The organism is Actinoplanes sp. HUAS TT8 (assembly GCF_051380535.1).
GTDB lineage: Bacteria > Actinomycetota > Actinomycetes > Mycobacteriales > Micromonosporaceae > Actinoplanes.
Genome location: NZ_CP195646.1, coordinates 7,010,950 through 7,028,111, shown reverse-complemented (window position 1 = coordinate 7,028,111; position 17,162 = coordinate 7,010,950). Strand labels below are relative to the sequence as shown.

Annotated in this window: 16 protein-coding genes; 8 read left to right on the top strand and 8 right to left on the bottom strand. The window is 71.2% G+C overall.

Features of this window, described 5'->3' with window-relative positions:
* Window positions 1-49 precede the first annotated feature (49 nt).
* The 5 genes from ACSHV8_RS31070 to ACSHV8_RS31050 all read left to right on the top strand — a co-directional run bounded on the left by ACSHV8_RS31070 (window position 50) and on the right by ACSHV8_RS31050 (window position 4,501).
* Entirely contained in the window at window positions 50-940 is an 891-nt protein-coding gene (locus ACSHV8_RS31070) for a sulfurtransferase (RefSeq protein ID WP_436521466.1), read from the top strand.
* Window positions 941-1,011: 71 nt separating this feature from the next.
* Window positions 1,012-1,590, top strand: coding sequence for a dephospho-CoA kinase (locus tag ACSHV8_RS31065; RefSeq protein WP_436521464.1), 579 nt, complete (start codon window positions 1,012-1,014; stop codon window positions 1,588-1,590).
* Complete coding sequence (locus tag ACSHV8_RS31060; RefSeq protein WP_436521462.1) at window positions 1,583-2,401, top strand: SDR family oxidoreductase; 819 nt, start codon at window positions 1,583-1,585, stop codon at window positions 2,399-2,401. The genes ACSHV8_RS31065 and ACSHV8_RS31060 overlap by 8 nt, the downstream gene beginning before the upstream one ends.
* A 186-nt stretch (window positions 2,402-2,587) precedes the next feature.
* The gene (locus ACSHV8_RS31055) at window positions 2,588-4,066 is read left to right on the top strand and encodes a PstS family phosphate ABC transporter substrate-binding protein (RefSeq protein ID WP_436521460.1); all 1,479 of its coding nucleotides are present in this window, start codon (window positions 2,588-2,590) and stop codon (window positions 4,064-4,066) included.
* 102 nt (window positions 4,067-4,168) lie between these two features.
* Window positions 4,169-4,501: an STAS domain-containing protein gene (locus tag ACSHV8_RS31050; RefSeq protein WP_436521458.1), complete on the top strand. Its 333-nt coding sequence runs from the start codon at window positions 4,169-4,171 to the stop codon at window positions 4,499-4,501.
* Here ACSHV8_RS31050 and ACSHV8_RS31045 read toward each other — a convergent pair.
* The 7 genes from ACSHV8_RS31045 to ACSHV8_RS31015 all read right to left on the bottom strand — a co-directional run bounded on the left by ACSHV8_RS31045 (window position 4,476) and on the right by ACSHV8_RS31015 (window position 11,794).
* Window positions 4,476-5,276, bottom strand: a complete 801-nt coding sequence (locus tag ACSHV8_RS31045) for a carbohydrate ABC transporter permease (protein WP_436521456.1) — start codon at window positions 5,274-5,276, stop codon at window positions 4,476-4,478. The genes ACSHV8_RS31050 and ACSHV8_RS31045 overlap by 26 nt on opposite strands.
* Complete coding sequence (locus tag ACSHV8_RS31040) at window positions 5,273-6,139, bottom strand: carbohydrate ABC transporter permease (RefSeq protein WP_436521454.1); 867 nt, start codon at window positions 6,137-6,139, stop codon at window positions 5,273-5,275. Before ACSHV8_RS31040 ends, ACSHV8_RS31045 begins: the two co-directional genes overlap by 4 nt.
* Complete coding sequence (locus ACSHV8_RS31035) at window positions 6,136-7,380, bottom strand: ABC transporter substrate-binding protein (protein ID WP_436521452.1); 1,245 nt, start codon at window positions 7,378-7,380, stop codon at window positions 6,136-6,138. Before ACSHV8_RS31035 ends, ACSHV8_RS31040 begins: the two co-directional genes overlap by 4 nt.
* 82 nt (window positions 7,381-7,462) lie before the next feature.
* Entirely contained in the window at window positions 7,463-9,649 is a 2,187-nt protein-coding gene (locus tag ACSHV8_RS31030) for an ATP-binding protein (RefSeq protein WP_436521450.1), read from the bottom strand.
* Between the two features lie 36 nt (window positions 9,650-9,685).
* Window positions 9,686-10,099 (bottom strand): response regulator, encoded by a 414-nt coding sequence (locus ACSHV8_RS31025; protein ID WP_436521448.1) that lies wholly within the window; start codon window positions 10,097-10,099, stop codon window positions 9,686-9,688.
* A gap of 78 nt (window positions 10,100-10,177) precedes the next feature.
* Window positions 10,178-11,359, bottom strand: a complete 1,182-nt coding sequence (locus ACSHV8_RS31020) for a globin domain-containing protein (protein WP_436521446.1) — start codon at window positions 11,357-11,359, stop codon at window positions 10,178-10,180.
* A 3-nt stretch (window positions 11,360-11,362) separates the two neighbouring features.
* Complete coding sequence (locus tag ACSHV8_RS31015; RefSeq protein ID WP_436521444.1) at window positions 11,363-11,794, bottom strand: RrF2 family transcriptional regulator; 432 nt, start codon at window positions 11,792-11,794, stop codon at window positions 11,363-11,365.
* Between the two features lie 144 nt (window positions 11,795-11,938).
* Here ACSHV8_RS31015 and ACSHV8_RS31010 point away from each other — a divergent pair, with 144 nt between their 5' ends.
* Both ACSHV8_RS31010 and ACSHV8_RS31005 read left to right on the top strand, forming a co-directional pair.
* Complete coding sequence (locus ACSHV8_RS31010; RefSeq protein WP_436521442.1) at window positions 11,939-13,954, top strand: ATP-binding protein; 2,016 nt, start codon at window positions 11,939-11,941, stop codon at window positions 13,952-13,954.
* A 66-nt stretch (window positions 13,955-14,020) separates the two neighbouring features.
* Window positions 14,021-15,250 carry a GAF domain-containing sensor histidine kinase gene (locus ACSHV8_RS31005; protein WP_436521440.1) on the top strand — a complete coding sequence of 410 codons (1,230 nt, stop codon included), beginning with the start codon at window positions 14,021-14,023 and terminating at the stop codon, window positions 15,248-15,250.
* A gap of 141 nt (window positions 15,251-15,391) precedes the next feature.
* Here the strand turns inward: ACSHV8_RS31005 and ACSHV8_RS31000 are convergent, their stop codons facing one another.
* Entirely contained in the window at window positions 15,392-16,075 is a 684-nt protein-coding gene (locus tag ACSHV8_RS31000) for a TetR/AcrR family transcriptional regulator C-terminal domain-containing protein (RefSeq protein ID WP_436521438.1), read from the bottom strand.
* 93 nt (window positions 16,076-16,168) lie between these two features.
* On the opposite strand from ACSHV8_RS31000, the gene ACSHV8_RS30995 reads away from it, so the two are divergent.
* Window positions 16,169-17,152 carry an NAD(P)-dependent alcohol dehydrogenase gene (locus ACSHV8_RS30995; protein ID WP_436521436.1) on the top strand — a complete coding sequence of 328 codons (984 nt, stop codon included), beginning with the start codon at window positions 16,169-16,171 and terminating at the stop codon, window positions 17,150-17,152.
* Window positions 17,153-17,162: the final 10 nt, after the last annotated feature.

Sequence of the window (17,162 nt, the reverse complement as noted above, 5' to 3'; positions counted from 1 at the left end):
CCGGTTCGCTCCTGGACGCGATCTCCGCCCCACTCCGGGAGGCCTCGCGATGACCGGTCCGCTCCTCTCGGCCACCGATGTGGAGGTACGGCGTCAGCGCGGCGAAGTCCTCATCCTGGACGCCACCGTCGACCTGGCCTCGGCGGCGCACGACGGCGACCACCGCTCGGTCTCCGGCCTGGCCGGTTGGCACGCCGCCCGCATCCCCGGCTCCCGCCACGCCGACCTGCTGCACGCCCTGAGCGATCCGGAGGCCCCCTACCACTTCGCCGTCCCGTCCCCGGCCGCCCTGGCCGCGGCCCTGACCGATCTCGGCGCCCGGGACGGCCTCCCGATCGTCACCTACGACCGCGCCGGCGGCCTCTGGGCCGCCCGCCTCTGGTACCTCCTCGACTGGCTCGGCATCGAGGCCTACGTCCTCGACGGCGGCTTCCCGGCCTGGCAGTCCGCCGGCCTCCCGACCGCCGCCACCCCCGACGACCCATCCGTGGGCGCCGGCCGGGGGCTGGGGAGGCTGACGGTGCGGGTTCGGGAGGGACGGTGGGTGGGGAAAGGGGACCTGGAAGGGTGGCTGGGTGGGGACCTCGACGCGACGGTGCTCTGTGCGCTCAATCCGGAGGCGTATGCCGGGGAGGTGCCCACGCGGTACTCGCGGCGGGGGCACATTCCGGGTAGTGGGAACGTTCCGGCTCGGTCGCTGACCGGGGCGGACGGGAAGTTCCGGCCGGAGGCGGAACTGCGCGTCGCCCTCGGTGGCCTCGTGGAGGATCCGGCGCCGGTGTGGTTGTACTGCGGTGGGGGGATCTCGGCGACCGTTGTCGCGCTGGCGCTCGCCGTGGTCGGGCGTAGTGATGTGGCGATCTATGACGGTTCACTGGAGGAGTGGTCGGCCGATCCGGCGCTGCCCGTCGAGCTCGGTCGAGCCGGGAGACCGGAGTGAGCGGCACGGCGGCAAGAGCGGTGGCCGAAGTGGGTGAGGCGGCGGGGAGAGCGAGCCGGGCGGGGGTGACGGTGGGCGAGGTGTGGCCGGAGGTGGCGGTCGAGCGGGTCGTGGACTGGGCGCGGGGGCGGGAGCCGTCGGCCGGGGCGCGGCGGGTGCTGGCGGTCGAGGGCCGGTCCGGTTCGGGCAAGACGAGTCTGGCGCGGGCGGTCGCGGACCGGCTGGGGGCGCCGCTGATCCACATGGACGACCTGTACGCCGGGTGGGACGGCCTGGACACGGCGGTCGCCAACCTGCGGGCCTGGGTGTTGGAGCCGCTCGCGGCCGGCCGGCCGGCGAGCTGGCGGCGCTGGGACTGGGCCGCGCACGAGTACGCCGAGGAGCACCCGGTGCCGGACGCGGACTGGCTGGTCGTCGAGGGGGTCGGTTCGGGTGCGACGGTGCTCAGGCCGTACGTGAGCGGCATTGTTTTTTTGAGGAGTGACCCCGGATTGCGCAAGCGGCGCGCCCTGGCCCGGGACGGGGAGACCTATGCCCCGCACTGGGAGCGTTGGGCGGCGCACGAGGACGCGTTCTACGCGAACGGGAACGTGACCGCCGATCTGGTCGTCGAGAACGAGGAGCCCGGTGCAGGATGGCGGGATGAGTGATCAACTGATCGGCGTGACCGGGGCCACCGGGCAGCTCGGCGGGCGGGTGGCGCGACGGCTGGCGGCCCTCGGCGTACGGCAGAAACTGCTGGTGCGGGACGTGGCGCGAGCGCCGCAACTGCCCGGTGCCGAGGCCGGCGTCGCGCCGTTCGCCGACGGCGACGCCTGCCGAGCCGCCCTGGCCGGCCTGGACACGGTCCTGATGGTGTCGGCCTCGGAGACCCCGGACCGGGTCGCCCAGCACCGCACGTTCATCGACGCGGCGGCCGCGGCCGGGGTCCGGCACCTGGTCTACATCTCGTTCTTCGGTGCGGCCCCGGATGCGACGTTCACGCTGGCCCGCGACCACTGGGCCACCGAGCAGCACATCCGCGCGGCCGGGCTGCCGGCGACGTTCCTGCGGGACAATTTGTACGCGGACTTCCTGCCCATGCTGGCCGGGGCGGACCGGGTGATCCGCGGGCCGGCCGGCGACGGGCGGGTGGCCGCGGTCGCGCAGGACGACATCGCCGACGCGGCGGTGGCGGTGCTGCGGGATCCGGGGGCGCACGCCGGGCGCACGTACGACCTGACCGGGCCCGAGGCGCTCACCCTGGGGGAGATCGCGGCGATCGTCGGGGCCGAGTATCACGCGGAGACGATCGAGGAGGCGTACGCGTCGCGGGCGTCCTACGGGGCTCCGGGGTGGCAGGTGGACGCGTGGGTGTCGACGTACACGGCGATCGCGGCGGGTGAGCTGGCCGGTGTCACCACCGACATCAGCGACCTGACCGGACGGCCGGCGACGAGCGTGGCCGATCTGCTGGCGTGATCATGGCCGTACGGGAAACCGGTCTTGATCCCCGGGTTGTGAGAGAACCGTGAACGTTGGCTGAAGACTGGGCGTGACCTGCGGATTCGGCGCATCGACGGGCATAGCATCGAGAGCCTTCACGTCGGTGCGGAGGCGGTCATCGAATTCTGGTGGAGTGTCGCGCTCGCGTCGCTCGGTGTGGTGGTGCCCAGCGTCGCGGCGTTCTACGAGTTCGTCCTCAAAGGCCGGAAACGCCTGGGTTACCGGGTGCAGATGGACACCACGACGACGAACGTCGCCGAGACCGACGCCGAGCTGCCCGGGGCGCTGCTGGAGCTGCAGAACCACGGCGTCCCGCTCAAGCACGCCTCGCTGGTGCTGCTGCGGGTGGAGAACAACGGATTCACCTACATCGACACGCACGACTACGTGGCGCTGGACGACGACCGGGTGGGCGTCCGGTTCTTCTTCCCGAACCGGACGGTCGTCGGCACCGTCATCACCGAGCTGAGCAACGACTCGCTGCGCGCGAACTTCCGCGACCTGCGGACCAGCTTCCGGCACGAGACCGACAAGCACCCGGCCGGCGGCGTGATCGAGCTGCCCCGGGTGCCGATGAACCGGTCCGCGCACTACAAGGTGCTGGCCGCCCTGGAGCGCGTCCCGGGCATCACCGGCGAGCCCGGCCCGCCGATCCTCGAAGGCGACATCAAGGACGGCCGGATCGCCGAGACGCAGAGCCGGATCGGCACCCCGAAACGCATCATCGCCCTGGTCAGCTTCCTGTCCGTGCTCGTCGTCGCGCAGCTCGTGGTGTTCCTGCGCAGCAACAGCGGCGCACCGCTGGACTGCACGACCGGGCACCTCACGGTGTACGGATCGACCGCGTTCAAGCCGATCGTCGAGGAGGCGGCCGACGCGTACGGGGACCTGTGCCCGGGCGCGTCGTTCGACTTCGCGATGGAGGGCAGCGGCGAGGGCGTCTCCACGCTGGACGACCGCGGCCGGGCCGGGACCGCGGGCGAGGTCCTCGCGTTCTCCGACGGGCGCAAGGCGGACGGGATGCCGGCGCTCATCGGCCGCCCGATCAGTTTCTTCCTGTTCGCGCTGGTCGCGAACCCGGACGCCGGCGTCCGCGACCTGTCCCTGGCCCAGATCAAGGACATCTACGCCGGTAAGGTCACCAACTGGAACCAGGTCGGCGGCGCCGACCGGCCGATCCGGCTGATCACCCGGCACCGGGGGTCGGGCACCCGGGCCGCGTTCAAGGCGCGCGTGCTCGGCGACGTCACCGAGGCACCGCCCACGGTGGACGTCTGCCCCCGCGGCGCCGACGCCAAGGCTTTCATCTGCGAGGTCGGCGACACCGAGAAAGTGCTCGACACGGTGGCGTCGACGGCCGGGGCGCTCGGCTACAGCGAGGCGGGGGCCGCGTCCGGCGAGAAAGGCGTGATCACGGTACGGATCGACGACCAGCCGCCGACGGTCAAGGAGGCCGACGCGCACCTGTATCCGTTCTGGGAGACCGAGTACGCGTACACGATCGGGGAGCCGGCCGCCCGCTCCCTGGGCGCCAGTTTCCTGCGGTTCCTGACCACCCAGGTCGGCTCCGACATCCTGCGCTCGCGCGGCCTGCGCCCGTGCCCTGAACTGGCGAATCCGGCACGCTGCCAGCCGGCGTGAGACGGTGGGGAGGTGGTGTCACGGTGAGGGTGATCGACGGAGCTCGCACGCCGGTCGTATGGTGGGCCGGCAGCTGAACGCAAGGTGACGGAGGGTGCTCCGATGCTTGGTTCTGTCCTGGAGATTCATACCGATGACGACGGCAGCGTGGTCATCTGCCCCCACGGGGCCGGTGATCCGGAGCGCGCCGACGAATTCCGCCACGCGCTGGTGCACACGCTGCGCCGGGTGCGCCCACTGAGACTGATCGTCGACCTGAGCGATGTGCCCGAACCGGATCCGATCGAGCTGGGCTCGGTGGTCGCCGCCTGCGATCTGGGCGACGACCACCAGGTGCCGGTCTTCGTGTGCAGCCCGAGTGGGGCCGTGACCGACCGTCTGACCGCCGCGGGGGTCCCCCGTCAGCGGGTCAGCCCTTCACCGCACCGGCGGTGATGCCGGCGACGAAGTGGCGCTGCAGGAACGCGTAGGCCAGCACCATCGGCAGGCTGGCCACCACCACCCCGGTGAACAGCAGCGGGTACTCGGTGAGGTACTCGCCCTGGAAGTCCAGCAGGGCCAGCGGCAGCGTCCGCTTCGACGGGTCGTCGATGAACAGCAGCGGGTACAACAGGTCGTTCCAGTGCATGACGACCAGGAAGATCGCGGTGGCGGCGAGCGACGGCGCGGCCACCGGCACGGCGATCCGGCGGTACGCCGCCCACGCCCCGGCCCCGTCGATCTCGGCCGCCTCGAACAGCTCGGGCGGCAGCGTGCGCATGAACCCGCTGAGGATGAAGACCGCCACCGGCAGCGTCACCACCACGTTGATCAGCATCAGCCCGGTCAGGCTGTTGCGCAGGCCGAGCCGGTCGAACTGCACGTACTGCGGGATCATCACGGCCTGGGCCGGCACGGCCAGCCCGAGCGCGAAGATCCCGAACAGGATCCGGGACGGCCACCGCGGCAGCCGGGCCACCGCGAACGCCACCAGACTGCCCAGCAGCAGCGTCACCGGCACCGACACGGCGACCACGAGAACGCTGTTGCCGAGCACCCGCAGCAGGTCCTGCTTCTCCAGCACGGTGACGTAGTTGTCCAGCGTAGGCCGGGTCGGCAGGCCGAACGGCGACGCGAACAGATCCTGGGTCGTCTTGAAACTGCCACCCACGATCACCACCAGGGGTACGACGATGAGCAGCGCGTAGACCGCGAGAACGAGTTTCTTCATCCGTGGGCCATTTTCGCCGCTCGATTCTGCAGGAAGGTGACCAGCGCGATCGCGACCATGAAGACGATCGACTCGGCCGCCGCGTACCCGAGCTGCGAGTTCGCGAACGTCGAGTAGATCCGGGTCGCCAGCACGTCCAGACTCGACCGCGGCGGGTTCCCGGCCAGACCCAGGATCAGGTCGAACGCCTTGAACGACTGCAGCGTCGTGTAGGCCACCACCAGCGCGGTCGCCGGCGCCACCATCGGCCAGGTGACGTGCCGGAACTGCTGCCACCGCCCGGCCCCGTCGGTCTTGGCCGCGTCGTACAGCTCGTCGGGGATCTGGTTGATCCCGGCGATGTAGACGACCATCATCTGCCCGGCGTGGAACCAGACCTGGGCCACCGCCACCCAGAGGATCGCGGTGCTCTCGTTCCCCAGGTACGACGACTCGAAGCGCCCCAGCCCGACCGTCCGCAGCAGCGCGTTGGCCAGCCCGAAGTTCGGGTCGTAGACGAACTTCCAGATGAACGCGACCGACACCGAGCTCAGCACGGTCGGCAGGAAGAACAGCGCGCGCAGCCACGTCGAGCCCCGGCTGCGGGCGGCCAGCAGGACCGCCAGCAGCAGGGCCAGGGCGGTCTGCCCGAGCACCACGACCAGCAGGAACTTCAGGTTGTTGGTGAGCGCGTGCCGGAACAGGTCGTCGTTCGACACCACGGTCGTCAGGTTCTCGGCGCCGACCTGGTGGAACGACGAGCTGTAGCCGTCCCAGTCGGTGGTGGCGTAGCGCAGACCCTGCACGGCCGGCAGCAGGAAGAACCCGCCGTACAGGGCCAGGGCCGGCACCGCGAAGAGGTAGAGGGCGCGGCTGCTCCTCATTTCTTCTGGTCGACGACCTTCTGGGCGGCCTCGGCGGCCTCCTCCGGGCTCTTGCCGCCGACCACCTGCACGGCCGCGTTCTCCACGGCACCGCGGACGTCCAGGTTGCTGAACTGGAAACGCGGGGCCAGCGCGGTCTTCTTGGTCAGCCACGGCGCGAGCGCCTTGAGGTCGGCGTTCGTGTACTCCACACCCTTGACCGTGACGTGCTGGGCCGTGCCGTTGGCGTAGACGCCGGCCACCGCCGGGTCGGACAGTTTGTCCAGCCAGGCCTGTGCGGCGTCCTGCTTGGACGACTTCGCGTTCACGCCCAGGATGAACGTCGCGTTGAACACGCCCTCGTACTTCGCCTTGTCGGCCGTCGTCGTGATCGGCGCCAGCAGGTCGATCGGGAACGTCGCGCCGAGCTTGCGCACGCCCGAGACCTGGAACGACCCGGTGGCGAGAAGACCCGCCTTGCCCTGCGCGAACAGGGCCAGCGCGGCGTCGCTGCTGGTCCCGGTCGCACCCTTCTGGAAGTACGGCGTGAGCTGCTGATACTGCTTGAGGACGGTGAGGAACCAGTCGTCGGTCACCTTCGCCTGGCCGGTCTCGATCTTCCCGAGCGCGTCGTCGGTCGGCGCGTTGTTGACCACCATGACGTTGAGCAGCTGACCGGCGTTGGCCGCGTCGCCGCCCGGCCAGGCGATCGGCGTGACCCCCTTGCCCTTGAGCGTCTCCAGCAGCGCCAGGAAGCCGTCCCAGTCCTTCGGCGTCTCGGTGACCAGGTCGCGGTTGGCCAGGGGAGTGTTGAAGACCAGCTGGTACGGCAACCCGAGCTGCTTGCCGTCCTGCGTGCCGGCGGCGATCAGGTTCGGCTCGTACTTCTGCACGAGCGGCTTGCCGGTCAGGTCCGACCAGACGCCGGCCTTGGCGATCTCCAGGAACTGCGCCCCGCGGAACGCGGTGAACGCGTCACCGACCGCGCCGCCCCGGATCTTCTGCAGGGCCGTGCTCTGGTAGTCGTTCGAGGGGGAGATGTCCTGCCGTACGTCGAGTTTCGAGTCCTTGATGATCTGCGCGAAGACCTCTTTGTCCTCGGCCCGCCAGTGGGCGAAGGAGATCGGTCCGGCCGACGAGGAGGACGAGGATTTGTCGCCGCCCGGGCCGGCGCAGGCGGCCAGCACCGAGGCGGCGCCGACACCGGCGGTGAGCCGGAACAGGTCACGGCGGTTGAGGGATCGACGCGAAGGCATGGGCATGCCCGAGATATTTGCACATCTCCTATAGATCAACAAGGTGATCTAGGGCATGTGCACGTGAACAGGCAATAGTCGCGTCGATTCAGTTCGCCGGGACCGCGTCGCGGATCTCCTCGACCGTCTCCGGGCCGTAGGCGACCGCGCCCGGCAGGGTGAAGGCGAAGATCGTGCCGCCGCCCGGGTTCGGGCCGGCGTCGATGTGCCCGCCGTGCCGTTCCACGATCCGGCGGCAGATGGCCAGGCCCAGGCCGGTGCCCGGGTGGGCGATCCCGTTGCTGGCCCGGTGGAAGCTGTCGAAGACGGCGGCGTGTTCGCCGTCCGGGATGCCGATGCCGCGGTCGGCGATGCGGACGCGGACGCCGCCGTCCTCGTCGGTGCGGGCGGTGATGTCGATGCGGGGGGCCTGGCCCGGCGGCGTGTACTTGATCGCGTTGCCGACCAGGTTGTCCACCACCTGGCGCAGCAGCACCGGGTCGGCGTAGACGTCCGGCAGCGGCCCGACGAACACGTCCGGCCGCCCGTCGGCCTCCTGGTCGGGCGCGTCGGTCCGGGTGGTGACCACGTCGTCGACCAGGGCGCGCATGCTCAGCCGTTCGACCCGCAGGGTGGCGTCGCGGGCCGCGGTGTAATCGAGCAGTTCGGTGATCAGCCGCTGCATGCGGGCGGCGCCGTGCATCACCTTGGCGGTGCCCTTGCGGGCCTGTTCCAGGGTGGGCGCGCCGGCCCCGGCGGCCAGGTCGTCCAGGGCTTCGGTGACCAGTTCGGCGTACGCGTTGACGAGAGTCAGCGGCGCCTTGAGGTCGTGGGCGACCACCCCGGCGAAGCCACGCAGCTCGGTCTCGACCCGTTTGCGGTCGGTGATGTCGTGGAACACGGCGACCGCCCCGCGCCGTTCGGTCGCGGTGTCGATGGGCCGGGCCGACACGCTGATGACGCGGCCGTCCGGGTGGACGGCGTTGCGCACGACCATTTCGACGTGGTCGACGCTCTCCCCGGCCAGGGCCCGGAACAGCGGCATCTCCTCGGCCGGGAACGGGCTGGTCCCGTCGGTCCGGTACAGCCCGTAGTGCTCCTGCCAGACCTCGGCCCCGCCGGAGACGTCCTCCTCCTGGCCCAGGATCTCCCGGGCGGCCGGGTTGTGCAGCAGGAAGTCGCCGTCCGGGCCGATCACGCCGACGCCGTCGCTGATGCCGTCGAGGACCGCGCGCAGCAACACCGCCTGCCGTTTGGTCTCGGCCTGTTCGGCCACGAGCTGGCTGGTCCGGGCCCGGACCCGTTCCCGGGCGCGGTCCCGGCCGGTGGTCAGCACCCAGACCAGGGCGGCGAAGACCAGGGTGAGCAGCAGTCCGCCGCCGGCCACGGCCACGGGCAGTCCGGTGTCGGCGCCGGGCAGGTCGCGGCGGCTCGCGGCCAGGTGCATGGTCCAGGTCGAGTCGGCCACCGGCACGTTGGCGACCCGCCGCAGGTCGACGCCGCCGGTGGTGGCGTGGTGCATGGTCGCGACCGTGACCACCTGGCCGTCCGCGTTGCCGGCTTCCAGCCACAGGTCGGCCAGGTCCCGGCCGGCCGCGTTCAGGGTGGCGCCCATGAAGTCCTGGCCGCGTACGCCGAGCAGGATCCAGCCCAGGAAGGTCGCCCGGGGGCCCTGGTAGACCGGGGCGGCCAGGACGAACGAGTTCTGCCGTTGCGCGCTCGGCAGGCTCCGGTCGACGAGCAGCTGGTAGGTGTCGGAGATCGCGGCCTGCCGGGTGCGGCGGGACTCGGCCAGCACCGAGGCCGGCGCGGACGCCTGCATCATGTCCAGCCCGCCGGTCACCGACCGTCCGTCGAGCTGGGTGGCCAGCACCGAGAACGCGTGGTCGCCGGAGCCCTGCGGCCGCAGGGTGAGCCCGGTGGCGCCGCGCTCCCGCCAGGTCTGCTGCACGCGGGCCACGTCGTCGTTGCCGGCCGGCACCACGAGCGCGATCGAGGTGGCGCCGGCCAGTTTCATGGACTGCAGTGGGGCGGTGATCGCGGCGTACTCGCTCGCGGTCAGCAGCGGCTGGGCACCGACCGCGGCCGCGGTGGTGCGCAGCGTGTCCAGGTAGCGGCGGGTCTCGCCCTGGATCGCGGTGACCGCGGCCGCAGCCCTCCGGTCCATCTGGATGTCGCCGTCGGTCCGCTCGTCGCGGCGCAGCGCCGCACCGGCGCCCAGCGACATGGCGCAGCCGGCCACGGCCACCAGTGCGCTGACCGCGGCGGCCCGCCACCATGGTTGACCACGCCTCACGTCCGTTTAATCGGACCCGGGCGCCCATCCCTAAGCTCACGAGGGAAGGAGCCATCCGACCCGCCGTACGAGATCGGCCGGGTTGAGGGGTTTGGCCAGGTATTCCTCAGCGCCGGAGACGTAGGCGAGGTCGATGTCGGTCTCGGTCGCCGAGCCGCTCAGCATGATCACCGGGATGTCGGCCGTGGCCGGGTCGGCGTGCATCCGGTAGCACACGCTCAGCCCGTCCATGCCCGGCATGACGATGTCGAGGATCACCAGGTCGGGGTGGGTCTCGCCGACCACGGTGAGCGCCGTGCAGCCGTCGGCGGCGGTCACCGTGTGGTACCCGGCCATCTGCAGCTTGAAGCTGACCAGGTCACGCACGCTCTCGTCGTCGTCGACGACCAGGATGGTCGGGCCGGCCAGGATGGGGCGGACGGTGGGGGCGGCTTCCAGGACGACCGTCATGGTGACTCCTAACGACTCCGGGTGAGGTGACCGCAGACATCGGCCCCGGATCCGCCCCCGCCAGGCAAACCGAAGTTGCTATTGGGATGCGGACTGCCACTGCTCGGAGCCGAACACCTCGTAGCGGATCCGGTCGTCGGGCACCCCGCGCCGGTGCAGGCCGGCCCGCACGTGCTGCATGAACGGGACCGGGCCGCACAGGTAGACCTCGGCCTCCGGGTGCAGCGGGATCTCGTCGACGTCGAGGCGGCCGGTGCTCTCCTCGTACCAGATCTGGCTCTGGAAAGTCTGGAGGCGGGCACCGTGGTGCTCCATGTCGGCACGCAGGGGATGCCGCTCGGCGCTGCGGTCGGCGTGCACGGCGACCACCTCGCGGGTCGGGGCGGTGCGGGCGACGTGGTCCAGGATGGCGGCCATCGGGGTGATCCCGACCCCGGCGCTGACCAGCAGGAGCGGTGAATCTCCGGGGGTCAGGACCAGATCGCCGTACGGCTGGCTCAGCCGCAGTTTGTCGCCGGCCTCGACCCGGTCGTGCAGGAAGCCGGAGATCAGCCCGTCCGGTGCGCCGGCGCGTCCGCGGACCCGGCGGACCGTGATCCGCAGCGTCCCGGCGCTCGGTGCCTGGGACAGCGAGTACTGCCGCAGCTGGCGCGAGCCGTCCGGCAGATCCACCGCGACCGTGACATATTGCCCCGGGACGAAGTGCGGCGCGGGCCCGCCGTCGACCGGCGCGAGCAGCAGCGACACCGCGTCGTCGGCCTCGGCGATCCGGTTGACCACCAGGTAGTCGCGCCACGGGTCGGTGCCCTCGACGCCGGCCGCGGCGTAGATCCGCGCCTCCCGGCCGATCAGCCGCGCGGCGAACAACCAGTACACCTCGTCCCAGGCGGCGGCGATCTCCGGCGTGACCGCGTCGCCGAGCACCGTGCCGACCGCGCGGAGCAGGTATTTCCCGACCGTCGTGTACTGCTCGGGGCGGATGCCGAGGGCGCAGTGCCGCTGGGCGATCCGCTCGACGATGTGGTCGAAGACCGTCGCGTCCGGCCCGGCGCCGATCAGGTGCGCGGCGAACGCGGCGACCGCGCCCGCGAGGGCCTGCCGCTGCTCGCCGGTGGCCTGCGCGCTGCGGCTGAACAGGTTGGCCAGCTCCGGGTTCTCGGCCAACATCGTCGAGTAGAACTCGCCGGTGATGGCGTCGAGGTGCGCGCCGACGACGGGCAGGGTCGCCTCGACGACGGGGACGCTGGTTGCGGACAGCATTGCTTACCTCCAGGGGGAGATGCTGAGCAGCGTCTCGCGCACCGGGGGCGCGGCGAGATCGCCGATCGTGATCGGATCCAGTGCGGCGTAGAACGCCTCCTGAGCGACGCGCAGCGCGCCCCGGAGCCGGCAGTTGTGCCGCAGCGGGCAGGCCGGGTCGCCGTCGCAGTCGACCACCTCGGTCTCGCCCTCCAGGGCGCGGACCAGGGCGCCGACCGACTCGTCGCGGCCCGCGGCGGCCAGCCTCACGCCGCCGCCCCGGCCGCGGACGGTCTCCAGCAGGCCGCGGTGCTGCAGGGTCTGCACCACCTTGGCCAGGTGGTTGCGCGGCACGGCGAGGGACTCGGCCAGCTCGTCGACGGTGAGCCGGTCGGCCGACACCGCGCTGAGCATCAGGACGCGGAGACCGATGTCGGTGGAACGGTTCAGTCGCACGAGTCGACCGTACGCCAAAAAGGTATTTGAGATACCTCTTTGAGAGAGTCCTCACGTCCCGGATGTTCAGCGATTCGCCGTCCGTGCCGAACTGGGGTTTAGAGCAGTCGAGCACACGCGAGGCGATCCCCTATGAGTCTTCGGATGTTGCCCAGCACGGCCTGGTTCGCGGCCCTCTACGCCGTCGCGATCGTGGCCGGTCAGCTGACCGTGCTGGGCAAACCGGACGCCATGCCGGTTGTCTGGCCGGCCACCGCGGTCGCCGCGGTCTGGCTGGTCAACCGCACCGAGGCACGCTGGCGCTGGGTCGATCCGGTGGTTCTGGCCGTACTCACCGCGGTCGCGCTCGCGGTCACCGGCGTCGACGTGGGCCTGGCCCTGGTCCGCGGGGTGGCGGCGATGATCGGGGCGCTCGTCTTCGCGATCGCCGCGGCCCGCTGGCTGCCCGGCGTCTGGACCGCCGGGGGACGGCCCCTGGGCAGCCTGAACGACCTGGTTCGGGTGCTGATGGTGGCGACCGCGGCGGCCCTGGCGGGCACGGCTCTGGGCGCCCTCGGCGGGCAGGTGATCAAGGGTGACGTCGCGCCCACCGACGTCGCCGTCTTCCTGGTCCGCGACATCGTCAGCGTGCTGGTCTTCGGCGCCGCCGCCCACCGGCTGCGTGACCTGCCGCCGAACCGGCCCGTCTGGATGGAGGCGGTGCTGGTCTACGCCATCTCGGCCGCCGCCTACTTCTACGTGTTCTCGGTCAACCAGGACCTGCCGATCGGGTTCGCCCTGCTGCCCATCACGGTGTGGGCGGCGCTGCGGCTGCCCACCGTCCTGACCATCGGGCACGTGATGGTCTTCGGCACCACCGCCGCCGTGTTCACCCTGCACGACCAGGGCCCGTACTCGGTGGAGGGCTCCGGGCCGCTGATCGTCCAGCTCTACATCGGGATCCTGGCCCTGGTCGGCCTGTCGCTGGCGTTCAGCCGCGACGAGCGGACCGGGCTGATCGAGCGGCTGCGCGCCTCCGAGCACGAGGCCACCGAGAAGGCCGGCCTGATGACCACGATCATCAACTCGATGACCGAGGGCCTGGCCATCCTCGACCAGAGCGGGCGCCTGGTGCTGCGCAACCCGGCCGCCGGCCGGCTGCTCGGAACGACCAACCAGGTTGCCGGGGGCGCCGCGCTCGGCAGCGACTACGGCTTCTTCCACGCCGACGGCACCCCGCTGACCGACGCCGAACTGCCCTACCAGCGGGCCCTGGCCGGCCAGGACGTCCAGCCGATGGACGTGCTGATCCGCAACGCGGCCGTCCCCGAAGGCCGGATCGTCCGGTTCAACGTGGCCCGCCTGGCCAGCCCGGGCGGGCTGGAGCACGTGGTCGTGGTCTTCCACGACGTCACCGCCGACCGCCGGCACCGCGACGAGCTGATGTCGTTCGCCGGGGTGGTCGCGCACGACCTGCTCAACCCGCTGACCACCATCGAGGGCTGGGCCGAGGTGCTCGAAGCCGAGCTCGCCGGGTACAAGCCGGCCGAACGGGTCAGCCGGATCCAGCGGGCCGCCGCGCGCATGCGCACGTTCCTGAACGGGCTGCTCGCCTACACCGCGGCCCGCGACGGCAAGCTGATGCCGACCACGATCAACCTGCAGCTGCTGCTCAGCGACATCGCCAACAGCCGGTACGACCAGGCCGAGAGCAGCGGCAAGCTGCCCCCGCAGTTCACCTTCGGCCCGCTCGACGCCGTCGACGCCGACCCGGTACTGGCCCGGCAACTGTTCGAGAGCCTGATCGACAACGCACTGGACCTGGCCGGCCCCGGCGTCCCGTCCCAGATCAACGTCTCCGCGCAGCCCGCCCCGAACGGCATGCTGCGCATCGACATCCTGGACAACGGGCGCGGCATCCCGGCCGGCATGCGCCAGGCGGTCTTCACCAACTTCCACCGCGGCGAGGGCCACGGCGGCTCCGGGCTGGAACTGGCGGTCTGCAAGCGGATCGTGGAGCGGCACGGCGGGACGATCGAGGCGACGGCCAACCCGTACGGCGCCGGCACCCGGATGACGTTCACGCTGCCGGCCGGGCGCTCGGCGTACGCGCGCACCCTGGAGAACCAGTGGCAGCAACGTCCGCAGGTCTCCGGGGCGACCGCCCTGCACCCCAGGTAGCCCTCATCACCGGCGTGCGCCGACCGACCAATAGCAGTAAGGGAACGCGGCTCAAGGGAGATCTGGATGGCGGGCACGCAGTACGCCGGCGCGACGCTGGAACAGGAGCGCCTGGCCGCCCTCCGCAGCTACGAGATCCTCGACACGACCGCCGAACAGGACTTCGACGACATCGCGACGCTGGCCTCGCAGCTCTGTGACAAGCCGATCGCCCTGATCAGCCTGGTCGACGCCGACCGCCAGTGGTTCAAGGCCCGGGTCGGCACGGACGTGTGCGAGGGCCCGCGGGACACCTCGATCTGCGCCCACGCGATGTTCGACGAGGACGTCATGCAGGTCCCGGACGCGCGCCTCGACCCGCGCTTCGCGAACTGCCCCACGGTCACCGGCGACCCGCACATCCGCTTCTACGCCGGCGCGCCGCTGATCACCCCGCACGGCAAGGCGCTGGGCACGCTCTGCGTCGCCGACTCGGTGCCCGGCTCGCTCACCCCGGCCCAGCGTCACGGCCTGCGCGCCCTCGCCCGGCACGTCGTCACCCAGCTCGAACTGCGCAAATACGCCCGCGACATGCATGTGCTGCACCAGCGCCTGCGCAGCGCCGAGCAGATCAAGGACGAGTTCATCGCCCGGGTCAACCACGAGTTCCGCACCCCGCTCACCGCGATCAACGGCTACCTCGAGATGCTCGGCGACCCGGAACTGCCCTCGGAGAGCCGCGACGGCTTCCTGCAGCGCGTCCAGCGCAACTCCGACCGCCTGCTCGCCCTGGTCAACGACATGCTCCTGGCCGCCCAGGTCAGCGCCGACAGCCGCGAGTTCGCCCGGGTACCGGCCGACCTCGCCGTCCTGGCCCGCACCTCGGTCGACGCGAACCGCCCGCTCGCCGAGGCCAAAGGCCTGATCATCACCGCCGAGACCGATGAGAAGGTCTTCGCCGACGTCGACGTGCGCCGCATGGGCCAGGCCCTGGAACGCCTCATCCTCAACGCGGTCAAGTTCACCGACGCCGGCACGATCACGGTCCGCGCCGAGGCCCGCGACGGTCACGCCATGCTGCTGGTCCGCGACACCGGCGTCGGCATCAGCGAGGAGGACCAGGCGCGCGTGCTCGCCCCGTTCCGCCGCTCGGCCGACGCCGAACGCAACGAGGTCCAAGGCCTCGGCCTGGGCCTGAGCATCGTCAAATCGATCAGCGAGGGTCACGACGGCGAGGTCACGATCACCAGCCGCCCGGGCGTCGGCACCACGATCAGCATCGCCGTCCCGGCCACCGGCCCGTATCCGGAGCTGTGAAGCGAACTTCAAAAGCTTTTTTTTGCCCATCTCCGCCGGGGTACAGACCGTCGCTCCCGCGGGGACCCTTCCGGTCCTCGCAGGGCGCTGGCGCGCCCAGGACGCGAGGCCCGCAAGGGCGACGTGGTCGGGTGGTTGCGGTCAGAGCACAGAACCTCGGCCGGGCAGCCGTTCGAAGCCGTCCAGCAGAAGATCGAGCGTGAACTCGAACTCGAACTGGTCGTCACACCCCGACCCGACGATGGACGACTCGTCGTGGGCCGCCGCCATCGCCATCGTGGCCAGGTTCGGGTAGCGGCCGGCCATCGCCCGCGCCATCTCCTTCTGCACCTCGGGCGGCGTGGGCTGCGAGTCGACGAACAGATCCTGGGTGTAGCCGAGCATCCGCGTCCCCAGGGCGTGCACGATGTGGTGCGTCTGGTCCGCGGTGAACCCGCCGGCCAGGAAGAGCCCGATCACCGAGTCCAGGTAGGCGAGCATCGCCGGCGTCGGATCGGTCCGCGAGTCGATCAGCCGCCACGCCCACGGATGCCGCAGCAGCGCCTGCCGCGCGCCGAGCACCCGTTCCCGCACGGCGACCTTCCATCCGGGCTCCGGCGGCGGGGTCGAGTCCGGCACGATCGCGGCGATCACCGCGTCCAGCATGGCGTCCAGCAGCTCGTCCTTGTTGGCCACGTGCTTGTACAACGCCATCGGGACCACACCGAGCTCCTGCGCCAGATTCCGCATGCTCAGCGCTTCGAGACCCACGCGGTCGGCCAGTTCCAGCGCGGCGCGCAGCACCCGCTCCCGGTTGAGCGGGATCCGCCGCTCCTCGACATCCACGTGCCAACCCTAATCCGGCCGATTGACGGGTGTACGCCGTACACCTACTCTCGTGTTGAAGGTGTACGCCGTACACCCCGAGAGGAGATCACCGTGAAAGCCATCGTTCAGGACAGATACGGCGGCCCCGAGCAGCTCCGGCTGGCCGACGTCGACACCCCGGCCCCCCACCAAGATCACATTCTTCTTCGCGTACGGGCGGCCGCCCTCAACGCCTACGACTGGCACTTCATGCGCGGCGACCCGTACCTGATGCGCGCCTCCATGGGCCTGACCCGCCCGAACCGCCGCATCCGCGGCCGCGACGTGGCCGGCGAGGTCATCGACGTCGGCCCCGGCGTGACCGATTTCGCCAAGGGCGACGAGGTCTTCGCCGACCCGAGCCACGCCCAGGGCGCCTTCGCCGAGTACATCTGCGTCCCCCAGAACTTCGCCGCCCGGAAGCCCGCGAACCTGACCTTCGCCGAGGCCGCCGCCCTGCCCCTGGCGGCCGGAACCGCCCTGGTCTGCCTCCGCGAGTCCGGCCTCGCCACCGGCCAGAAAATCCTGATCAACGGCGCGTCCGGCGGCGTCGGCACGTTCGCCGTGCAGATCGCCCGGGCCCTCGGCGCCGAGGTCACCGCCGTCTGCCGCACCCGCAACACCGACCTGGTCGCCGGCCTCGGCGCCACCCACGTCATCGACTACACCGCCGACGACTTCGTCAAGATCCAGCGACAGTACGACGTGATCCTCGACCTGGTCGGCAACCGCCGCCTCGGTGACCTGCTGCGACGGCTCACGCCGACCGGCACGCTGGTCCTGTCCGGGGGCGGCGTCTCCACCGGCGGCAGCCTGATCGGCCCGATGCCGCTGTTCATCCGGGGAAAACTGACCGCCCCGTTCCTCCGCGGACGCCGGATCATCACCCCGACCCCGGACCCGAGCCGCGAGATCCTCGACGAACTGCGTCGCCTGACCGAATCCGGTCAGGTCACCCCGGCCATCGACCGGACGTTCCCGCTGGCCGAGGCGGCCGCGGCGATCCACTACCTGGAGACCGAACACGCCCGGGCCAAGGTGATCCTGACCGTCTAGGGTCGTTCGC

Bases quoted from the DNA above. Each gene is read 5' to 3' on its own strand.
- ACSHV8_RS31020 (WP_436521446.1), bottom strand. From the start codon at position 11,359: ATGCTGTCCGCAACCAGCGTCCCCGTCGTCGAGGCGACCCTGCCCGTC.
- ACSHV8_RS31050 (WP_436521458.1), top strand. From the start codon at position 4,169: ATGCTTGGTTCTGTCCTGGAGATTCATACCGATGACGACGGCAGCGTG.
- ACSHV8_RS31010 (WP_436521442.1), top strand. From the start codon at position 11,939: ATGTTGCCCAGCACGGCCTGGTTCGCGGCCCTCTACGCCGTCGCGATC.
- ACSHV8_RS31070 (WP_436521466.1), top strand. From the start codon at position 50: ATGACCGGTCCGCTCCTCTCGGCCACCGATGTGGAGGTACGGCGTCAG.
- ACSHV8_RS31005 (WP_436521440.1), top strand. From the start codon at position 14,021: ATGGCGGGCACGCAGTACGCCGGCGCGACGCTGGAACAGGAGCGCCTG.
- ACSHV8_RS31025 (WP_436521448.1), bottom strand. From the start codon at position 10,099: ATGACGGTCGTCCTGGAAGCCGCCCCCACCGTCCGCCCCATCCTGGCC.
- ACSHV8_RS31045 (WP_436521456.1), bottom strand. From the start codon at position 5,276: ATGAAGAAACTCGTTCTCGCGGTCTACGCGCTGCTCATCGTCGTACCC.
- ACSHV8_RS31060 (WP_436521462.1), top strand. From the start codon at position 1,583: ATGAGTGATCAACTGATCGGCGTGACCGGGGCCACCGGGCAGCTCGGC.
- ACSHV8_RS31040 (WP_436521454.1), bottom strand. From the start codon at position 6,139: ATGAGGAGCAGCCGCGCCCTCTACCTCTTCGCGGTGCCGGCCCTGGCC.
- ACSHV8_RS31035 (WP_436521452.1), bottom strand. From the start codon at position 7,380: ATGCCCATGCCTTCGCGTCGATCCCTCAACCGCCGTGACCTGTTCCGG.